The sequence below is a fragment of the Kribbella sp. NPDC051936 genome, from assembly GCF_040680955.1.
Classification (GTDB): Bacteria; Actinomycetota; Actinomycetes; order Propionibacteriales; family Kribbellaceae; genus Kribbella.
This window is the reverse complement of the sequence record NZ_JBFAXS010000002.1, coordinates 535,939-555,406: the sequence shown is the minus strand read 5'-3', so window position 1 is coordinate 555,406 and position 19,468 is coordinate 535,939. Positions and strand designations below refer to the sequence as shown.

At 70.2% G+C, this 19,468-nt stretch carries 19 protein-coding genes; 15 read left to right on the top strand and 4 right to left on the bottom strand.

Annotated features, from left to right (window positions below):
• Positions 1-2: 2 nt before the first annotated feature.
• The 3 genes from AB0L64_RS08245 to AB0L64_RS08235 all read right to left on the bottom strand — a co-directional run bounded on the left by AB0L64_RS08245 (position 3) and on the right by AB0L64_RS08235 (position 3,136).
• A complete protein-coding gene (locus AB0L64_RS08245; RefSeq protein WP_363709066.1) occupies positions 3-1,373 on the bottom strand; it encodes a chloride channel protein in 1,371 nt (456 codons plus the stop codon).
• A 105-nt stretch (positions 1,374-1,478) separates the two neighbouring features.
• Entirely contained in the window at positions 1,479-2,159 is a 681-nt protein-coding gene (locus AB0L64_RS08240; protein WP_363709064.1) for an arginase family protein, read from the bottom strand.
• Positions 2,160-2,464: 305 nt separating this feature from the next.
• Positions 2,465-3,136 carry a class I SAM-dependent methyltransferase gene (locus AB0L64_RS08235; protein ID WP_363709062.1) on the bottom strand — a complete coding sequence of 224 codons (672 nt, stop codon included), beginning with the start codon at positions 3,134-3,136 and terminating at the stop codon, positions 2,465-2,467.
• A gap of 76 nt (positions 3,137-3,212) precedes the next feature.
• On the opposite strand from AB0L64_RS08235, the gene AB0L64_RS08230 reads away from it, so the two are divergent.
• The 5 genes from AB0L64_RS08230 to AB0L64_RS08210 all read left to right on the top strand — a co-directional run bounded on the left by AB0L64_RS08230 (position 3,213) and on the right by AB0L64_RS08210 (position 7,540).
• The gene (locus tag AB0L64_RS08230; RefSeq protein ID WP_363709060.1) at positions 3,213-3,638 is read left to right on the top strand and encodes an AraC family transcriptional regulator; all 426 of its coding nucleotides are present in this window, start codon (positions 3,213-3,215) and stop codon (positions 3,636-3,638) included.
• A gap of 34 nt (positions 3,639-3,672) precedes the next feature.
• On the top strand, positions 3,673-4,098 hold the full coding sequence (locus AB0L64_RS08225; RefSeq protein ID WP_363709058.1) for a VOC family protein: 426 nt from the start codon (positions 3,673-3,675) through the stop codon (positions 4,096-4,098).
• A gap of 12 nt (positions 4,099-4,110) precedes the next feature.
• Positions 4,111-4,464: a GntR family transcriptional regulator gene (locus AB0L64_RS08220; RefSeq protein WP_359923495.1), complete on the top strand. Its 354-nt coding sequence runs from the start codon at positions 4,111-4,113 to the stop codon at positions 4,462-4,464.
• A 206-nt stretch (positions 4,465-4,670) separates the two neighbouring features.
• Positions 4,671-5,441, top strand: coding sequence for a hypothetical protein (locus AB0L64_RS08215; protein ID WP_363709055.1), 771 nt, complete (start codon positions 4,671-4,673; stop codon positions 5,439-5,441).
• Positions 5,442-5,518: 77 nt separating this feature from the next.
• A complete protein-coding gene (locus tag AB0L64_RS08210) occupies positions 5,519-7,540 on the top strand; it encodes a GxGYxYP domain-containing protein (RefSeq protein ID WP_363709053.1) in 2,022 nt (673 codons plus the stop codon).
• A gap of 51 nt (positions 7,541-7,591) precedes the next feature.
• On the opposite strand, the gene AB0L64_RS08205 is transcribed toward AB0L64_RS08210, so the two are convergent.
• Positions 7,592-8,194 carry a hypothetical protein gene (locus tag AB0L64_RS08205; protein WP_363709050.1) on the bottom strand — a complete coding sequence of 201 codons (603 nt, stop codon included), beginning with the start codon at positions 8,192-8,194 and terminating at the stop codon, positions 7,592-7,594.
• Between the two features lie 64 nt (positions 8,195-8,258).
• On the opposite strand from AB0L64_RS08205, the gene AB0L64_RS08200 reads away from it, so the two are divergent.
• From AB0L64_RS08200 to alaS, 10 genes are all read left to right on the top strand, one after another.
• Complete coding sequence (locus AB0L64_RS08200) at positions 8,259-9,056, top strand: GNAT family N-acetyltransferase (RefSeq protein WP_363709048.1); 798 nt, start codon at positions 8,259-8,261, stop codon at positions 9,054-9,056.
• 54 nt (positions 9,057-9,110) lie between these two features.
• Positions 9,111-11,765 carry an accessory Sec system translocase SecA2 gene (locus tag AB0L64_RS08195; RefSeq protein ID WP_363709046.1) on the top strand — a complete coding sequence of 885 codons (2,655 nt, stop codon included), beginning with the start codon at positions 9,111-9,113 and terminating at the stop codon, positions 11,763-11,765.
• Between the two features lie 70 nt (positions 11,766-11,835).
• Positions 11,836-12,465, top strand: a complete 630-nt coding sequence (locus tag AB0L64_RS08190; RefSeq protein ID WP_363709044.1) for a VC0807 family protein — start codon at positions 11,836-11,838, stop codon at positions 12,463-12,465.
• Positions 12,466-12,714 carry a hypothetical protein gene (locus AB0L64_RS08185; RefSeq protein ID WP_355691629.1) on the top strand — a complete coding sequence of 83 codons (249 nt, stop codon included), beginning with the start codon at positions 12,466-12,468 and terminating at the stop codon, positions 12,712-12,714. It begins immediately after the preceding gene.
• Positions 12,711-13,646 carry a hypothetical protein gene (locus tag AB0L64_RS08180; protein ID WP_363709042.1) on the top strand — a complete coding sequence of 312 codons (936 nt, stop codon included), beginning with the start codon at positions 12,711-12,713 and terminating at the stop codon, positions 13,644-13,646. The genes AB0L64_RS08185 and AB0L64_RS08180 overlap by 4 nt, the downstream gene beginning before the upstream one ends.
• 51 nt (positions 13,647-13,697) lie before the next feature.
• Positions 13,698-15,125: a replication-associated recombination protein A gene (locus tag AB0L64_RS08175; protein WP_363709040.1), complete on the top strand. Its 1,428-nt coding sequence runs from the start codon at positions 13,698-13,700 to the stop codon at positions 15,123-15,125.
• 83 nt (positions 15,126-15,208) lie between these two features.
• The gene (locus AB0L64_RS08170) at positions 15,209-15,961 is read left to right on the top strand and encodes an excalibur calcium-binding domain-containing protein (RefSeq protein ID WP_363709038.1); all 753 of its coding nucleotides are present in this window, start codon (positions 15,209-15,211) and stop codon (positions 15,959-15,961) included.
• Positions 15,962-16,148: 187 nt separating this feature from the next.
• Positions 16,149-16,559, top strand: a complete 411-nt coding sequence (locus tag AB0L64_RS08165) for a DUF948 domain-containing protein (protein WP_359923521.1) — start codon at positions 16,149-16,151, stop codon at positions 16,557-16,559.
• Positions 16,556-16,792, top strand: coding sequence for a DUF6167 family protein (locus AB0L64_RS08160; protein ID WP_359923523.1), 237 nt, complete (start codon positions 16,556-16,558; stop codon positions 16,790-16,792). Before AB0L64_RS08165 ends, AB0L64_RS08160 begins: the two co-directional genes overlap by 4 nt.
• Before the next feature lie 5 nt (positions 16,793-16,797).
• Complete coding sequence (alaS, locus tag AB0L64_RS08155) at positions 16,798-19,467, top strand: alanine--tRNA ligase (protein WP_363709035.1); 2,670 nt, start codon at positions 16,798-16,800, stop codon at positions 19,465-19,467.
• Position 19,468: the final 1 nt, after the last annotated feature.

The following is a 19,468-nucleotide window of genomic DNA, read 5'->3' as shown; positions in this document are numbered from 1 at the left end:
CATCACCCCGTGGGGGTGAGCGTGCGCCGTGCCGAGAGCGTCAGCGTGCTGATGTAGGCCACGACCACCGACACGATGACGAGCGGCGCGACCCCACCTCCGGCGCGGGTGATCAGTAGAGCGAGCACGATCGCGGACAGCGGCAACCTCAGGACGGCGACGACGGCGGCCCCGATCAGGACGCCGATGGCCGGCGTCTCCGCGAACCCGGGGAGATCCGCTGCCAGCAGGCCGCCGACCAGCCCGAGGAAGATGGCGGGGAACGTCGGACCGCCACGCGCGGCGCCGAGCGACACGCCCCATGCCAGGGCCTTGGCCACCAGGAGCAGCGCGATCGTGCCCTGCGAGACGGTCGCAGCGTCCTTGAGGGTTGCGGACATCTCGTCCTGGCCCGAGAACAGCACCGCATTCGCGGATAGCCCGCTGATCTGGGCGAAGGCGATGGCCAGCAGACCGACCACCAGGGCGGCGGCCGGAATCAGCAGGAACGGGCGCCGGGTGACCAGCGCGCGCGCGTACCGTGCCAGCGTCATGACCGCGAAGACTCCGGCGGCTGCCACCAAGGCCAGCGGGACCGTCCAGAGGAAGTCGACGAACCGCGGGATCGGGTAGGCCGGGAGCGTCAGTGGCGGCAGCGCGAACGCGTTGGTGCTCAGGCCGGTCAGATGGCCGATCCCGACGAAGACCAGGGAGCCGATGCCGGACGCGAGCAGACCCGGCAGCAGGATCAGCGGCAGCGTCGGCCCACCGAGGCCCGCCGCCTCGATGATGATCACCGCACCGATCACCGGCGAGCCGAAGATCGTCGCGAGCGCGGCGAACCCGCCCGCCGCGGCGAGGATGAGCTTGGCCTGGTCAGGAACGGGTCGCCGCGCCCGGTCCGCCAGGAACAACGCCACTCCGCCGCCCAAGGCGATCAAGGGCGCCTCCGGTCCGAGGACCATTCCCAGACCGACCGTGGCGGCGGCGGCCAGAATCACGCCGGGCAGTTCGGCAGGAATGGTCGGGGCGCCGGTCTTCAGCCCTTCGGACGGTTCGTGGCCGCCGTGACCGGGCAGTCGCACGATGGCGAACGCGATCACCAGTCCGGCCACCGCGAGCACCGGCAGCGGCCACCACCACGGAGCCGAGTCGAAGCCGAGGGTCTTCGGCAGGTCGGTGTACAGCGTCTCCTGCAACCAGTGGGTGACTTCGAGAAAGCCCCACGACGCGAGCGACACGACGATGCCGACCAGCGCCGACACGGCCAGCAGACCGCGGTACTGCCGGCTCCGCATCAGCACCTGCGGATCGGCGGCTCGGCCTGCGGTCGCCGGCTCCCCTCCCGCTTGCCCACCCGTCTGTCCGCTCGACTGCCCACTCGACTGACTCATCGGCTGCGCACCCCCTGCGACGATCGCCGCCCCTCGAACCACCATGCGCGCCGTGGCCAAGACCCGACAACCCCCGGGAGACCTCTGCGGCCTGCCGTCGCCGAATCAGGCGAAGCGCAGCAGAGCCGTTCCGAGGGCGCGGACGATCTCCTCCTCGTGCGGATTCCGCGCCCGCGGAGCGTGCTCGGTGATCGCGGCGCCGACCACGTCGTCGAGGCCGGCGATCAGGTCCAGCACGCGGGCGACCGACGGGCCGGCAGGATAGGAGTAGCCGACAGAGGCGAACTCGGCCGGATCCAGGACGTCCAGGTCCACATGCACGTACAGCGGCCCCTGCAAGCCGTCGACGGCCGCCTCCAGATCATCCACGCCGTACGGACGAAGGCGCTTGCTCTGCAGATACTCCTGCTCGCAGTCGTCGATCGCCCGGACGCCGGTGAAGACGACCTGGTGCGGCGTGAGCGGCCGCTTCGGCGACAACGCGGGCGGGCCGTCGCCGAGCAGCGTACGAACCACCATGCCGTGGAACGCGCCGGAGAACGGATCGCCCGGCCCGTAGACGTCGGTGTTGGCGTCGATCCACAGCACCGTCAGATCCTCGCCGTACCGCTCGGCCGCCGCGGAGATCGGCACGAGGTCCACCGCACAGTCCCCGCCGGCGGTCAGGACGAAGTCGTCGACCGTCCCGAGCGCCGCCTTGGTCGCCCGCTGTACGGCGACCAGCGCGTCCGCGGCACGCACACCGTCGGCCGTCGGCGAGTCGGACTCCGGAACTTCTACCGTCACCACTCGATCCGCCGGGACGAGCGCGGCCGTCCGGCGAGCGCCGTCGGCCAGAAACGGTGCGGACCCGGCTGCGGATCCTTGCCATTGAGGTACGCAAAGCACAGTTGACACCGAACGAACCCTTCGCGCTGGATGAGCCGAACGAGTCGATGTCCCGTCCGGAAACGATCGACCGCCGATCGATCAAGCCCATCCGGCCCGGCGCTGCCGCAGCAAGCGCCTGAGCTCGGCCGCGCGCAGCTCACACCGCTGTGAGGGGAGCACCGTGCGCGACATGCGAGCCAAGCTACACGTCGATCGGGTACTCAGACCGATTGCGCACGCACCCACATCTTGTCGGGAGTGAGATAGCCGGTGCGGCGCAGCCCGGCCTCGGCCAGCTGGGCCTCCAGCGCAACCTCGGACAGGTTCTTGGTCAGGATGCGCTGGGACCAGGAGCGGCCGTCGACGGTGTGGGTCAGGGTGGCGGCCTGGACGCCGTCGGGGAGGTCCTCGACCTCGGAGATCACCATCGTGCTGTGTTCGCGTTCCACGGTCGCGGGGGCGTGCCTGGTGCCCGGAATCTCCTGCTGGACGAAGACCGCACCGCCAGGGCGGACGTGATGGGCGCAGGTCCGGAGCAGGCGGAGGCGTTCGGCGTCGTCGGCGACGTTGATCAGGAACGACATCATCAGCACGACGTCGAACCTCCGCTCCAGCCGCAGATCGCCGATCGTCGCACGGATCGTCTCGGTCCCGGTGACCCGGGCGATCATCTCCGCGGACTCGTCGACGGCGACCACATGGTGGCCGAAGGCGACCAGTGGACGGGTGATCCGCCCGGTGCCGCAGCCGAGCTCGAGGATGCTGCTGCCCGGATCGATCGCGGCGTTGATCAGCTCGTCCTCGCCGTGCGCGTGCGTGAGCTCGTACAGCTCGACGGCGCTGCCGTCCGGCGTGTGCGGTCCTGGCCCGGTACCACCTTGTCCGACTCTCATGCGCGGTACGATCCGCCGGCGGGCGGTGCCCGTGCCAGTCTTTCGGTGCCCGCCGAAAGTATCTAGGCTCGGCGGCGTGAGCGACGTACCGGTGGAGCTGCTCCCGCACCTGCGGCGGGCGCGGGACGTTGCTGACCGCAACTATGCCGAGCCGCTCGACCTGGCGGCGCTGGCGGCGGCAGCCGGTGTCTCGAAGTACCACTTCCTGCGGTGCTTCGCGGCGACGTACGGCGAGACGCCGATGCAGTACGTGACGCGGCGGCGGATCGAGCGCGCGACCGATCTGCTCCGGGCGACCAACCTGACCGTGACCGAGGTCTGCGGGCTGGTCGGGTACAGCAGCCTCGGGTCGTTCTCGCAGCGGTTCACCGAGCTGGTCGGGATGCCGCCGACGCAGTACCAGCGGACCCAGAGCGGCGCGCGGATCCCTGGCTGTTTCGTGTTCATGCTCGGACTCAATTCCGCAATTCCGGAGAAGCCGGCGGGCGAGTCCGGGGCCTAACGTCGTACCGACGCCGGATCTCCAGGAGGAACTTGTGATCACCAACATCAGCCTGATCAGCGTGTTCGTCGACGACATCGACGAGGCGCTGGCGTTCTACACCGGCAAGCTCGGGTTCGTGCTGAACACCGATGTGAAGCTGCCGGACTTCCGCTGGTGCACGGTGCACCACGCCGATCATCCCGAGCTGGAGCTGCAGCTCGCGCTGCCGGGTCCGCCGCTCGACGAGGAGTCCACGGCGGCGATCAAGCGGATGATGGCGAAGGGCACGATGCACGGGTTCGGCATCGCCACCGACGACTGCCGCAAGACGTTCGCCGAGCTGACGGCCAAGGGGGTCGAGTACATCCAGGAGCCGTCGGACCGGCCGTACGGCGTGGAGGCGGTGCTGCGGGACAACTCGGGGAACTGGCTCGTCCTCGTGGAGCAGCGGCCGTACACGGCGGAGGACTTCACCTGAGATGCTGACCGGATGGACATCACAGTCGATCCGGTCGGGCTGACACCGCCGTACGAGCAGGTCCGCTCGCAGATCGAGGCGCTGATCCGGGCCGGCGAACTGGCCCGCGGGACCCGGCTGCCGACCGTACGCCAGCTGTCGCTCGACCTCGGGCTGGCGGTGAACACCGTCGCCCGCGCCTACAAGGAGCTGGAAGCCGACCAGCTGGTCGAGACCCGCGGCCGCAACGGCACCTTCGTCCTCGCCTCGCGCAGCCAGATCAACGACGCCGCCACCCACACTGCCGCCGTCAACCTCGCCCGCACCGCCCGCGAAGCCGGCCTGTCCCTGGCGGAAGCCACCCAGATCCTCAACCAAGCCTGGTAGCCACCACGTCGCCGCCTTGCCGCGAGACGACGTGGAGACCAGGTCGGGTCGTACATGGCGGTCGAGAGGATGTAGCGGCCGTTCGGTTTCAGGCGGTCGCGTACGGCGGCGAGGACGCGGGAGCGGTCCGCGTCCGTGACGCCGCGCGCGGCCAGGAAGCAGGCCGCGGCGCCGGTGCCGCAGCCGTACTCGAGGACGTCGGCCGGGTGTTCGGGGAGTACGCGTTCGAGGAAGGCCCGGTTCGGGAAGACCTCGAAGTCGCCGGTTCGGTCCTCCTCGAAGAGGTCGTTCCACTGGGTCAGGCCTTCGCGTTCGACTCGCCGGTAGGCCGCCAGGTGCTCGGGGTGGTAGTACCGCACCCCGCTTACTATGGCTCGCCGCCGGACGGCGGGCCAGTCGTTTTGGAGGGCGGGCGGATGGGCGAGGAGACCGAGTCGGCGCGGAGCCGTGCAGCCGACGACGCGGCTGAGGACGCCGCTGTGGAGGCTGCCTACCGGCTCCGGGAGGACGCCGAGGAGGCGACGTCCGATCCGGCGGTCCAGGAGGAGTGGATCCGGCAGTCCAACCTGATCTACGGCGGACTCGGCGCCGCCGGCCTGGTCGTCGTCCAGCCGTTCCTGACCACGTCCCCGCTCGACCTGACTGCGACGATCTGCGTGGTCGCCTTCGCCGTCTCGATCCCGTTGCTCGCGGCCCTCCTGGTCCTGAACAGCCAGGAAGCGTTCCGCCGCCAGGTGACCAGCTCCCGGCTGGTCAGCGTCGCCAAGACCCTGGCGGAGGGCTCCGCCTTCGTAGGCCTCACCGCGGCCTTCTGGCACATCTCCCTCCCCGCCGGCATCACCTTCCTGGCCGCCGGCATCTTCGCCGTCGGCGTCCACTCCGCCGGCTACACCAAACTCGAATACGACGGCTCCTTCCGCTCCCGCTTCACCCGCCGCAAGCCGTCTGACGGAAACGATTCCAGAAGTCTGGGCTGAGGTATGTACACGCTCTCCTGGGGTTGCTAGATTCCGGGCTGATTTGACATCGATGTCAACCTCAGGGAGTGGTCGCGATGGTTTCGAGACGTACGTTCCTGGCGGGTGGCGGCGCGGTGGCGGCCGGTGGGTTCGGGGTGGTTCCGATGCTCGCGGGCGAGGCACACGCCGCAGTTTCATCGACGTCCGGCAGCCCCGCTCGGCTGCTGCCGGTGTTCAACCGCCCAAGGCACCTGGATTACGGCGACGTCAGCAAACTCAGCGGGGGAGACCAGACCCTGCTGACAACGTTGCAAGGCATCGTCAACCGTACTGAGCCGGAGTTGTACTTCATCTACGACACCGGAACCGAGAGCGTGCCGGACGCCCGCTGGTTGTCCGACATGCGCCTGCCGAAGAAGGAGTACCAGAACCCGCTCGACCTGGTCGCGAAGTACCGCGGCCGGATCCGCGGCGCGATCGTGCACGACCCCGCCGTACCGGATTCGCTGAACGTGGCGACGACGCTCGCCGGCCTCGAGAACGCGGTCGTCGCCGACGCCGACCAGGCCAAGGCGCACGGGTTGCGGATCGTGAAGGACCTGCGCGGGATGTTCGACGACGACCGCGTGAAGACGTACCGCTGGCAGCTCGACAACCTGTTCGGCAAGGTCACGCACAAGCTGCTCGCCGGCCTCCCGCCGACCCGCGTGGTCGACGTCGAGGGCGTCCAGTGGCTGGAGATCGCCCGCGAGACCCAGCAGATCCGCGACTCGTCGAACCGCGGCACGTACAACCTGGACGTCTCCGCCAAGCTCGGCAAGGAAGCCGTCTACGTCCGGTTCGCCGACTCGTTCACCGACGACGGCTGGGGCGCCTCGGTCCGGCACGTGGTGGTGACGGCCAACGGCGCCGAGATCGCCCGCTTCGAGCCGAACAGCCCGGAGGAGGCGCCGTACCTGTTCGACGGCTCGCACTCGTCGATCGGCGGCGAGGCCAACCGCTTCGCCGACGGCGGCAACTACTGGATCTACCGCTTCGAACCGCCCGCGGGTACGACGTCCCTCGTCGTCACCGTGGAGATGTGGAACCAGTACCTGGTGTCCGCGACCGACACGTCGCCGACCCGCATCGAGCCGTTCCCGTACTTCCGCGACTACGTGGTGGCGACCAAGGCCCTGGTGAGTTGGCTGCCGCCGGGTGGCGCGACGGGCGACCTGCTCATCGAGCACTACGCGAAATACCCGACGCTGGCGCCCTACATGGGCTGGTTCGCGAACGACGTCTCCGGTGAGTGGGACGGCGTCGACCTCGCGAGCAAGGGCGGCTCGCCGGTGGTCGCGGCCGACTTCTACATGAACGGCACCGTGCACGCCGGCACCGCGGACCCGATCTCCGACAAGCCCCGGCCGATCCGGCGCATCGACAAGCCGAAGAACAAGGTCTACGTGACGCTGACCTTCGGCGAGGGCGACAACATCCAGTACTGCCAGCGCCGGCTGCGGGAGATCTGGGACGACCCGAAGCGCGGCCAAGTGCCGACGAACTGGACGATCAGCCCGCTGCTGGCCGAGTCGGGCCCCAACATCTACAGCTACTTCCAGCGCACCGCGACCGCGAACGACCTGCTGGTCTGCGGCCCGTCCGGCGGCGGGTACACGTATCCCGCCTCGTGGAAGCCCGAGGAGCTCACGGAGTACCTGAAGATGACCGGCTCGTTCATGCGCCGCACCGCGCTGGACGTGATCTACGCGTACAGCGGCCGCGAGAACAACACCTGGGTGCCGCTGTCCAAGGAGATCGCCGAGGGGTTCGCCGAGTACACGCCGACCAAGGGAATCATGCAGACCTGGGACGGCGATCCGCTCACCGTCCGGCAGGGCGGCATCCCGATCACCGGCGGCTGGGGCGCGCCCGGCAAGGCGGCGGAGTTCAAGGCGGCGCTGGACCGGCGGATCGCGAACTGGGACGGTGCGAGCCCGCTGTTCGTGTCGGGGCTGATCGGCGCCTGGTCGTGGACGCCGTCCGACATGGCCGAACTCGGGCCGCTGCTCACCGATCCGTACGAGCTGATCCTCGCGAACAGCTTCTACGACCTGCTCAACCGAGTGCTCCCCTAAGCAGGCAGGCGCGGCCGCCCGGGTGGGATCGGGCGGCCGCTGGGAGGGCGGTCACCAGTGGTGGGCGACGTCCACCACGAGCCGGGAGGCCGAGCCCGGCCCCGCGAGGGTGAAGACCCGGAACGGGAGCCGGGCGCGGACGCCCAGTCCGATCGTCGTTTGACCCTCGAAACTGCCGGCGAACGCGACCTGCCGGAACGTGCTGTACCCGGTCACGTTCGCCAGTTCGCGCCGGTTCGCCGGTGCGTACGTCGTCGTGCCCGACGTGCTGTACGACGGTGCGCGCACGACGACCTGGAGACGGGCGCTGCCGCGCAACGGCACCGCGAAGCCGGATCCGTCCTGGCGCACCGTGCCGACGTACCGGACGTCGTACCCGGCCGCGCGGCCCTTCAGATCGATGACGAGCCGGTCGAAGCACGCGTGCCGGCCGGTGCGGACGTTCGTCAGCGGGGACTGCACCATCCGGCTGCTGGCCTCGGGCAACGATCCCCAGCCGGTCGGGCAGGAGACGGACGCGGAGGTGAGCTGGGCGGCGCTTCGGGGGGCGGCGGACGATCCGGCGACGGACGGGGCCGCGAAGGCCGCGGCCGGGACCGCGAGCACCGCGGCCGCGGTGAGGATCGCCTTGGGGGTGATGTGGTGAATTCTCATGGTGTCCCCCCTTCAAGGACTTACTCGTTGGACGCCCGAAGGCCCTGGTTGGTTGACTTCGCAGATGACTCCTGACGAACTTCTCGACGTGTTCCACCGCCGGATCCGGCTGCCGGACGCGGATGCGATCCCCGGCTGGAAACAGGAGCACGAGGGTCTGGTCCATCGGTCGTACGTCGAGGGGCCGGACGGGGCCGGTTTCGTGGAGGCCCCGCGCGGCCTCGGGGACGACCCGGACGCGGTGATCGCGCGGGAGGTGGCGTTCTTCCGGGAACGCGGCCTGCCGTTCGAGTGGAAGACCTACGCGTACGACGAGCCGGCCGACGTCGGTGAGCGGCTGGTTCGTGCGGGATTCGTGCCGGGGGATCCGGAGACGCTGATCCTCGGCGAGGTGGACCGGATCCTGGAGCGGCCGTCGGCGTTGCCGTCGAAGGTCCGGCTGCGGGAAGCCGATGGGCCGGAGGACTACCAGCGGATCGCCGAACTCACGCACAGCCTGTGGGACAGCGGGCCGGCGCGGATCGTGGAGCAGTTGCAGGGCGAGGCACGGATGTTCCCGGACCGGCTGTCCGTCTTCCTGGTCGAGGACGCGCTCAAGGGTGCGCAAGGCCCGGCCGTCTCCGCCGCGTGGGTGCGGTTCCACCCGGGCACCGGGTTCGCCAGTCTGTGGGGCGGCGGCACGCTGCCGCAGTGGCGGCGTCAGGGCCTCTACAGCGCGCTCCTCGTGCACCGCGCGCAGCTCGCGAAGGACCGCGGCTACGAGTTCCTCCGGGTCGACGCGTCCGAGGACTCCCGCCCGATCCTCCAGAAACTCGGCCTGCACGCGGTCACCCGAACCACGCCGTACCAATGGACGCGGTAACACACCGGACCTGACGCGCGGAACGACCGGCCGAGGCTGTACGTTGCCTGCATCATGGCCCTGAAAATCGCTTCCCGCTTCCGCCGGCTGCTGCAGCGCCCCGGCTCGATCGATCTCGGCCCGTACGAACGGCTCACCCAGCTGGTCGGCGAGGCGGAGGAATCGGTCCTCTCCCTGACCGACGAAGAGCTCACCGAGGCGGTCGCGGAGCTGCGGACCACCGGCGGGCTGCACGAGGACGAGCAGATCGAGTTCCTCGCGCTGGCGCGGGACGCGGGCAAGCGGGCGATCGGCGAGCGCGCGTTCGACGGCCAGGTCGTCGGCGCGCTGGCGATGCTGCAGGGCCGGATCGTCGAGATGGCGACCGGTGAGGGCAAGACGCTGGCCGGCGCGATCGCCGCCGCGGGGTACGCCGTCGGCGGCCGCAAGGTCCATGTGCTGGCGGTCAACGACTACCTGGCCAAGCGCGACGCCGAGTGGATGGGCCCGGTGTACGAGCTGCTCGGCGTCACCGTGTCGCACGTCGGCCAGGCGTCCACCCCGCAGGAGCGCCGCGAGGCATACCAGGCGGAGGTCTGCTACGTCCCGGTCAGCGAGATCGGCTTCGACGTGCTGCGGGACCGTCTCGTCACCGACGTGGCGGACCGGGTCACCGTCGAGCCGGACGTGGCGCTCGTCGACGAGGCCGACTCGGTGCTGATCGACGAGGCCCGGGTGCCGATGGTGCTGGCGGGCGCGACCCGCAACGAGGCCCTCGACGACGACGTCGTCCAGCTGGTCCGGACGCTGCGCGCGGGCGTCGACTACGAGATCGACGGCGACGGCCGCACCGTGGCCCTCACCGACCGCGGCACGGACAAGGTCGAGTCGGCTCTCGGCGAACGCGCAGCGGCAGCCGCAGCCGAGCCGGCGACCGAGACAGCGACCGAGACAGCTGAGGCGGACGAGGCCGACGGGGCGGCTGAGGACGCTGACGCTGATGCGGACGGCGAGACCGACGAGGCAGCTGAGGACGCGGACGGCGAGGTTGAGGCTGCGGCCGAGCCCGAGCGTCCGACGTACAACCTGTACGACGACGAGAACCTCGACCGGCTGACCCAGATCAACGTCGCGTTGCACGCCGAGGTGCTGCTGCGCAAGGACGTCGACTACCTGGTCCGCGACGGCAAGGTCAGCCTGATCAACAACAACCGCGGCCGGATCGCGAAGCTGCAGCGCTGGCCCGACGGTCTGCAGGCCGCCGTCGAGGCGAAGGAAGCGGTGCCGGTCAGCGACTCCGGCGAGGTGCTGGACAGCATCACCGTGCAGGCGCTGATCAAGCGCTACAAGTCGCTGTGCGGCATGACCGGTACGGCCGTCGTCGTCGGCGAGTCGCTGCAGGAGTTCTACGACGTCGAGGTCGCCGTCGTCCCGCCGAACAAGCCGAACATCCGCAAGGACGACCCGGACCGGCTGTACCTGACCGTCGACCAGAAGAACGAGGCACTGGTCAAGCACATCGGCGAGGTGCACGAGACCGGCCGGCCGATCCTGATCGGGACGCACAGCGTCGAGGAGTCCGAGCAGCTCAGCGACCAGCTCGCGGCGGCCGGCATCGAGCACGTCGTCCTGAACGCGAAGAACGACGCCGAGGAGGCGGCGATCATCGCGGAGGCCGGCGTGCCGGGCACGGTGACCGTGTCGACCCAGATGGCCGGCCGCGGTACCGACATCCGGCTCGGCGGCAAGGACGAGACGCACGACAAGGACAAGGCCATCGAGCTCGGCGGCCTGTACGTGATCGGTACCGGTCTGCACGCGTCGCGACGACTGGACGACCAGCTGCGCGGTCGCGCCGGGCGGCAGGGCGACCCGGGCGGATCGCTGTTCTTCGCCTCGCTCGCCGACGAGCTGGTGACGCGGTACTCCGTGTCGTCCGGTCTCCGGCCGCACCCGGACGACACCGGGCGACTGACAGACCGCAAGTCGATCGGGATGCTGGAGCACGCGCAGCGGGTCGCGGACGGCGCCAACGCCGAGCTGCACCGGACCACCTGGCAGTACAACCGGCTGACCGGGCAGCAGCGCGCGATCCTGCTCGAGACCCGCGAGAAGGTGCTGACCGAGGACCTGGCCGCGACCGAGCTGGCCGAGCGCGCCAAGGAGCGCTACGACGAGCTGGTCGACGAGGTCGGCGAGGACGTGGTGAAGAGCGCGGCGCGGCGGATCGCGCTGCGGCACCTGGACCGGCGCTGGACCGACCACCTGGCCTACCTCGCGGACCTGCGCGAGGGAATCCACCTGCGCTCGCTGGCCGGCGGCATCGTGCACCTGAAGCCGATCGACGAGTTCAACAAGTCGGCGATCGCGTCGTTCGACACGCTGATCGAGGACGCCTGGAAGGACGCGGCCGAGACGTTCGCGGACGCCGAGATCAGCTCCGACGGCCTGAACGAGGAGGCCAGCGGGATCCCGCGGCCGACCGCGACCTGGACGTACCTGGTCAACGACAACCCGTTCGGCACCGAGGCCGACCGGATCCTCGGCCGCCTCCGGAACGCGATCAAGCCGGAGTCGGGCGCCGAGTCCGAGGAGATCCTCGCCGAGGAGTTCGACGCCGACGAGCTCCCCGAGGAACTCCGCGACCTCGACGACGAGGACCTCCCCGAGGAGCTCCGCGCCGCCGATGACGACGATGACGACGACGAGGCCGCGAAGAAGAAGGACTGAGACTTTGGTCTAGGGGTGAACAGCCGTCGGCTCGATGCCGGCCGGCGGCTGCCTCGGCGAAGCTCGCCGCATGCCCACGCACAAAGGCCCCTGGCTGCTCGTCGTCGACATCGCCGTCCCGCTCGCGCTGTTCTACTGTCTCAAAGCGCTCGGAGCGAGTGACCTGACCGCACTGGTCGTCGGTGTGGTCCCAGGGCTGATCAATTCGGCGGTCTCGCTGGCGCGCACCCGGCGTACCGACCTGCTTGGGATGGCCGTGGTGATCAGCATGGTGGCGAGCACGGTCGTCGCGGTGCTGGGCGGGGACGCACGCCTGCTGCTGGTCCGCAACGCGTGGATCAGCCTGCCGTTCGCGGGCATCACCTTGTGGTCGCTGCGGCACCCGCAACCGATGACGTACGTCGTGACCCGGGCGCTGTTCGCGCGCCGGGCCGCGGTGATGGATCGGCTCTGGGAGACGAACGCGCGGTTCCGCGACGCGTGGAAATGGATCACGGTGTGGTGGGGGATCGCCACGATCATCGACGGGATCGTGCGCGTCGTGGTGGCCTACACGCTGCCGATCTCCGTGGTCCCGGCGACCGACCCGGTGATCACCGTCGCGACCATCGTCGTCCTGCAGGTCCCGACGCTCGTCCTGCTGCGACGCAGCGGCACATGGCACCTCGTGTTCGCCCCTCGGCGTCCTACAGTCGGGTAGGTGACCGACTACGTTACGCAAGACCGCATGCGTGAGCTGCTCGACTCCGGCGAGGCGACGCCGATGCTCGCGGAGATGGAGGTCGGTCCGACCTGGTACGCCGGGCGCTGGTGGTACATCCCGGTCGAGGCGGCAGAGGACGCCGACTACCAGCCGGCCGACCCGGAGAAGTCCGAGCGGTTCGACCGGCTCAAACGCCGGGCGGAGGCGGTCGAGCGAGTCCAGGCCGAGCTGGACGGCCGGCAGTGATCCCGCGGGCCGAACGGCGGGAACCCACCCGGGACGAGCTGGCCGCCGCCCAGCAGGTGGTGGACCTGTTCGCCGCTGAGGCCCTACTGGCCCTCGATCGGTACGAGCGGTCGTTCCCGGCGCAGGCGAGCGACCAGGCGCGCAGAACCGCGGACCGGCTCGCGTACTGGTGGCGCAGGCTGGACTTGGACAACGTACGCCTGGATCCGGAGGGGTCCGACGCCGAACAGATCCTGGCCGCGGCGGCCGATCTGTCGCTCGACCCCGGCAACCAGTGGGGACTCAGTCTCGAGGAGGCGTCCGCCCAGGCGGTCACCAGGGCCTCGATGGACGGCCGGACGATGCCGACCACCACCGTCGCGGACCTCCGCAAGGAGTTCGAGGACGCGTACGGCGGGCGAGCGGATGTGCCTGCCCGCGACGACGAATGGCTCGGGCAGTCCCTGACCCGGCTGGGCCGCGCCTGCGTGCTGCGGGACGTGATCGCCGAGGGAGCGCAGGTCCGGGTCAGTGAGCCGCTGCGGCGGGCTGCCGACGACCTGGTCCAGCAGGGGCAGCAGTTCATGGACGATCGCCGTTACCTCGCCCGGAAGCAGGAGGCGCCGATCGACCGGCGTCCGACGCTCCTTCGGCAGGCCAGGATCAGCGGGGCGTTCTTTGCCTACAGCGCGGGAGTGGGGCTGACCGGTGCGCCGCTCTGGGCCGAGCTCGCGATGCGGGTGCCGGCGATCGCGCTGTACGTCAAAGGAACCGCCGATGCCTGGCGGGACCATGACCAGGCTGTCGCGACCCGACTCGATCCCGCGCAGGCGCAGCTGCGCTCCGTACGCAAGGGCATCGCCGATTCGCTCGACACCCCGCCGCCCGCGACTCGCCGTGACACCCGCAGCCTGCGCAGCTCGCACAACCGTCCCGGCGGACCCAGCCGGTAGCCGCGTCCGCCGGATGGGAGGTCTGTCGGTGGGCCTGGTTAGGCTTCTGGCGTGAGTGATGGGTTGTTCGACCTTCCTGGTGCGCCGGCGCCTGCCCGTGGTGGCGGCAGTCTGGCGGACATGGACCACACGGCGGCGCCGCTGGCGGTGCGGATGCGGCCGCGGAGCCTCGACGAGCTGGTCGGCCAGCAGCACCTGCTGGCGCCGGGCTCGCCGTTGCGGCGGCTCGTGGAGGGCGACCAGCCGATGTCGCTGCTGCTCTGGGGTCCTCCCGGGACCGGGAAGACCACGATCGCGGCGGTGGTGTCGCATCAGACCAACCGCAAGTTCGTCGAGCTGTCGGCGGTCACCGCCGGGGTGAAGGACGTGCGGCAGGTGATCGACGGCGCGCGCCGGGACCTGTCCCGCGCGACCGGCGCGGTCGAGACCGTGCTGTTCATCGACGAGGTCCACCGCTTCACCAAGGCTCAGCAGGACGCATTGCTTCCCGGCGTGGAGAACCGCTGGGTCACCCTGGTCGCCGCCACGACCGAGAACCCGTTCTTCAGCGTGATCTCACCGCTGCTGTCCCGCAGTCTGCTGCTCACGCTCGAGTCGCTCACGGACGACGACATCTCCACCCTGCTCGACCGCGCGCTCGTCGACGAACGCGGGCTGAACGACGAGTTCGAGCTGGCCGCCGACGCCCGCGACCACCTGCTCCGGATGGCCGGCGGCGACGCCCGCCGCGCCCTCACCTACCTGGAGGCCGCGGCCGGCGGAGCCCGCGCCAAGCACGAGCAAGCGCTGAAGTACGCCTCGGCCGAGCAGGACGAGCCGGCCGACCAGGACACCGCCGATCGGGCGTTGATCGATCTCGTCACCTTGGAGACGGCCGTCGACCGGGCCGCCGTGCGGTACGACCGGGCCGGGGACCAGCACTACGACGTGGCGTCGGCGTTGATCAAGTCGATCCGGGGGTCCGACGTGGACGCCGCGATGCACTATCTGGCCCGGATGATCGAGGCGGGGGAGGACGCGCGGTTCATCGCCCGCCGGCTGGTGATCTCGGCCAGCGAGGACATCGGCATGGGCGACCCGGCCGCGCTCGGCGTCGCCGTCGCGGCCGCGGAGGCGGTCCAGCTGATCGGGATGCCGGAAGCCCGCATCAACCTCGCGCAGGCCGTCGTCGCGCTCGCGCTCGCGCCCAAGTCCAACGCGGTGATCACCGCCGTCGACGCGGCGATCGCGGACGTGAAGGCCGGCAAGGTCGGGCCGGTGCCGCCGCATCTGCGGGACGCGCACTACGCCGGCGCGAAGAAGCTCGGTCACGGCTCGTCGTACCAGTACTCGCACGACGACCCGCGCGGCATCGTCCCCCAGCAGTATGCGCCGGACGTGATCGACGGCACCGACTACTACAAGCCCACCCGCCGCGGCGGCGAGGCGTCGTACGCCGACCGGGTGGCGGCGATCCGGAAGATCCTGCGGGACCGTTAGCGAGTCACCACACAACGTGAGCTTCGATTGAAGCGTATGAATTCGGTAGGCTGCCTCTCGGCCTGGGGGTGAAGGGTTTTCTCGTGAGGCAGTTCCGCCTAGGTCGACATGCACGGAAGTTCGGAGCGCGGCACAGCCGTCGGCGCCTACCGCTCCTGAAGCTCGGCGTCGTCGCGGCAGTCGTGGTCGTCGTCGCCGCCGCCTGGTTCTTCGTCCCGACCGGATCGCACAACACCGCCGACTCGCAGCCGCCGTCCTCAGTCGGCTCCTCGACCCCGCCGGACGGCCGCTCGGAAGGCACGTCGCGGTCGAGCGCCCGGCCGTCGCTCCCGGTCGGCAAGCCCCTGCAGGCCGGTACGCCGTGGAGCACGGCCTGGACCCCGGCCACCCCGTGGACAGCAGCCGCCCCGGACAGCTCGACCACCGCTACGACGACGTCCGGCACTCCGGCCGGGACGACCGGCACCCCGAGCGACCCGACGACGCCAACCCCGACCACCGGTACGACGGGGACCCCGGCAGCGCCGACGACGACCGCCGCCACCACGGGCACTCCGTCCACAAGCATCCCGACAACGGCCACCCCGAGCACCACCAGTGCGACGCCGAGCACCACCCCGACGACCCCGGCCGCCCCGAGCACGAGCCCGCCGACCTCCGGTACGACGACCGCCACCCCGTCGGCGACCCCGAGCAGCACCCCGTCCGTCGTGTACCGGAACTGCGCCGAGGTCCGCGCCGCCGGCAAGGCGCCGCTGTATCGCGGCGACCCCGGCTACACCGCGGCCCTGGACCGCAACGGCGACGGAATCGCCTGCGAGAACGGGAACTCCTAGGAACTCGCACGCCCCCGGTGCTGCGGTTTGGTGGGGGACTGTGATGTGAGGGATGGTGTCCTGGAGCGGAGTGTGACAGGGCCGCGCGATAAGGTCAGGCGGTCCACAGTGACGCGGAGAGTCGCGCAGAGTCGCGGAGAGTTCGCGTCAGGTCGCATGAGGTCGCTACGGAAGGTGGATCGTTTCCATGAGCGTCGGTGAAGTCGCGGGGCTGATAGCCGCCTGCGCGCTGCTCATCCTGGTGGGCCTGCTGGCCTATCCGATCCTGAAGCTCGGCAAGGTGTTCGACGAGACCCGGATCATGGTGAAGGGCGTCTCCGACTCCAGCATCCCGCTGCTCGGCGAAGTGACCACCACGGTGGCGACCACCAACGCCCAACTGGCGAAGGTGGACACGATCACCGACAACGCCACCACCGTGACCACCAACGCGGCCGCGCTGATGTCGCTGTTCTCGGCCACCGCCGGCGGCCCGCTGGTGAAGGCGGCCGCGTTCTCGTACGGCGTGCGCCGGGCGCTCGGCGAGCAACAGCGCAAGGACGTCGCCAAGCGCGTCAAGGACGAGATGAAGGCCGAGCGGAAGGCACGGAAGCGGTGAAGCGGATCTTCTGGCTGATCGTCGGGATCGCCGTCGGCGTCTACGCCGTCACCCGGCTGAAGAAGCGCGCCCAGATCCTCGCGCCGGACAGCGTCCAGGAATCCGCGGCCAAGCTGGCCGCCGCGGTCCGGCACTTCGGCGACCAGGTCCGCGAGGGCATGGCCGAGCGGGAGACCGAGCTGCGCGACGCGCTGGGCATCGAGAACACCAACGATCGTGAGGACTACCGGTAACACCCATGGAAACCAGTGAGATCAGGCGGCGGTTCCTGCAGTACTTCGAGGACCGCGGCCACACCGTGGTGCCGAGCGCGCCGCTGCCGTCGCCGGACCCGAACCTGCTGTTCAACGTCGCCGGCATGGCCCAGTTCGTCCCGTACTTCGTCGGCCAGCAGACCCCGCCGTACCCGCGGGCGACCAGCGTGCAGAAGTGCGTGCGGACGCTCGACATCGACGAGGTCGGCAAGACCACCCGGCACGGCACGTTCTTCCAGATGAACGGCAACTTCTCCTTCGGCGACTACTTCAAGGACAAGGCCATCGAGTACGCCTGGGAGCTGGTCACCAAGCCCCAGAACGAGGGCGGCTACGGGTTCGACGAGTCGGTCCTGTACGCCTCGGTGTACTACGAGGACGACGAGGCGATCGACATCTGGAAGCGGGTCGCCGGCCTGCCCGACGACCGGATCGTCCGGCTCGGCATGAAGGACAACTTCTGGTCGATGGGCATCCCCGGCCCGTGCGGCCCGTGCTCGGAGATCCTGATCGACCGCGGCCCGGAGTTCGGCGCCGACCGGGACTGGGAGGCGGGCGACCGCTACCTGGAGTTCTGGAACCTGGTCTTCATGCAGAACATCCGCGGTGAGGGCGGCGGCAAGGAGGGCTACCCGATCCTCGGCGAGCTGCCGAAGAAGAACATCGACACCGGTCTCGGCCTGGAGCGGGTCGCGTACCTGCTGCAGGGCGTCGACAACATGTACGAGATCGACGAGATCTACCCGGTGATCGAGAAGGCGACCGAGCTGACCGGCCGCAAGTACGGCGCCGAGCACGAGGACGACGTCCGGTTCCGGGTCGTCGCGGACCACGTGCGCAGCGCGCTGATGCTGATCGGCGACGGCGTCACGCCGGGCAACGAGCAGGGCGGGTACGTGCTGCGCCGCCTGCTGCGCCGGGCGATCCGCTCGATGCGCCTGCTCGGCTACGAGGACCCGAGCCTGGTCGAGCTGCTCCCGGTGAGCCTGGAGCAGATGAAGAAGTCGTACCCGGAGCTGGTCACCGATTTCGGCCGGATCAGCCAGGTCGCGTACGCCGAGGAGGAGGCGTTCCGCCGCACCCTCACGGCCGGCACGACGATCTTCGACGTCGCCGTCAAGGCGACCAAGGAGAGCGGCGCGCACCAGCTGGAGGGCGCGAAGGCGTTCCAGCTGCACGACACGTACGGCTTCCCGATCGACCTGACGATCGAGATGGCCGCCGAGCAGGGCCTGAACGTCGACACCGAGGGCTTCCGCTCGCTGATGAAGGAACAGCGCGAGCGGGCCAAGGCCGACGCGCGCGCGAAGAAGGCCGGCCACGCGGACACCTCGGGCTACCGGGAGCTGCGGGAGAAGGGCGTCACCGAGTTCACCGGGTACCAGGAGCTCTCGTCGGACTCGCAGGTCCGCGGCCTGCTCCGGGACGGCGCGGTCGCACAGTTCGCCGAGCAGGGCGAGACCGTCGAGGTCGTGCTCGAGAAGACCCCGTTCTACGCCGAGTCCGGCGGCCAGATTGCCGACGAGGGCCTGATCACCGGTGACGGCCTGAAGCTGAAGGTGCTCGACGTGCAGCGGCCGGTCAAGGGCCTGATCGTGCACAAGGTCGAGATCCTCGAGGGCGTCCTGCGTCCGGGCGAGGACGTGCACGCGGCCGTCGACCACGAGTGGCGGGTCTCGGCCTGCCAGGCGCACTCCGGCACGCACGTCGTGCACGCCGCGCTGCGCCAGGTGCTCGGCCCGAACGCGCTGCAGAGCGGTTCGTACAACAAGCCCGGCTACCTGCGGCTCGACTTCGCGTGGTCGTCGGCGCTGGACGCGGCGACCCGGTCGGAGATCGAGGAGGTCGCGAACCTCGCGGTCCGGCAGGACCTGCCGGTGTCGGCGCAGTACATGTCGCTGCCGGAGGCCCGGGACTGGGGTGCGCTGGCGCTGTTCGGTGAGACGTACGACGAGCAGGTCCGCGTGGTCGAGATCGGCGGGCCGTGGTCGCGTGAGCTCTGCGGTGGCACGCATGTGAAGCACTCGTCGCAGGTCGGCGCGCTGACCGTCACCGGCGAGTCCTCGGTGGGCGCCGGGGTCCGGCGGATCGAGGCGTTCGTCGGCATGGAGGCGCTGCACTACCTCGGCCGCGAGCGGGCGCTGGTCCGGCTGCTGAGCGAGAACCTGAAGACCCGCCCGGAGGAGCTGCCCGCCAAGGTCGCCGACCTGGCCGAGCGGCTGCGGGTGGCCGAGAAGGAGCTCGAGCGGGTCCGCGCCGCGCGGGTGCTGGAGGCCGCGGCCGAGCTCGCGAAGGACCCGAAGGACGTCTTCGGCGTCCAGTACGTCGGCCACCGCGCACCCGACGGCGTCAACGGCGGCGACCTGCGCAAGCTGGCGCTGGACGTCCGCGGCCGGATGGGCAACGACAAGCCGGCCGTCGTCGCCGTGCTGAGCGTGAACGACGGCAAGCCCGGCGTGGTGATCGCGCTCAACGACACCGCTCGCGAGTGGCGGCTGAAGGCCGGCGACCTGGTCAGGGTCGCGGCCGAGAAGCTGGGTGGCCGGGGCGGCGGCAAGGACGATGTCGCGCAGGGTGGCGGCACGGACGCGGCCGGTGCCGACGACGCGCTGAGCGCCGTCGAGCACGCCATCGGTCACCAGGTGACCGGCTGAG